2 pseudogenes are annotated in these 292 nt (G+C 35.6%); one reads left to right on the top strand and one right to left on the bottom strand.

The window, feature by feature from the left end:
- Window positions 1–100 (top strand): annotated as a pseudogene (locus SB717_RS35050) (YHYH domain-containing protein); the annotation flags it as partial.
- Between the two features lie 30 nt (window positions 101–130).
- On the opposite strand, the pseudogene SB717_RS35045 reads toward SB717_RS35050, so the two are convergent.
- Window positions 131–292, bottom strand: a pseudogene (locus tag SB717_RS35045) (peptide MFS transporter); the annotation flags it as partial.

Raw genomic sequence — 292 nt, 5'->3', positions numbered from 1 at the left:
CAGCTGGTTCTCATTCTTCTATAAGAGTTTCGTACCAAGTGAATATAAAGAACATAAAGAGCTGTACGAACAAGCAATAGAACAAGGGAAAACAGCATAAAAAAAGATGAGGAGAAATTCCTCATCTTTTTTAATCCATCCATTTCACTAATTTCTTAGAAATTAATAATAAAACACAACCTAATACAATTGCCACAGCGCCAATAACTGTGAATACTTCAGCGTATCAAAGTGAAGTTGTGAAGCTTGCAAGTTGTCCGCCTAAAATGTTGGCGATACCTGAACTTGCTAG

This window comes from Priestia sp. SIMBA_032 (assembly GCF_046535215.1).
In the GTDB taxonomy this organism is placed as follows: domain Bacteria; phylum Bacillota; class Bacilli; order Bacillales; family Bacillaceae_H; genus Priestia; species Priestia aryabhattai.
The sequence above is the reverse complement of the archived record's forward strand: the minus strand, read 5'-3'. Positions and strand labels throughout refer to the sequence as shown.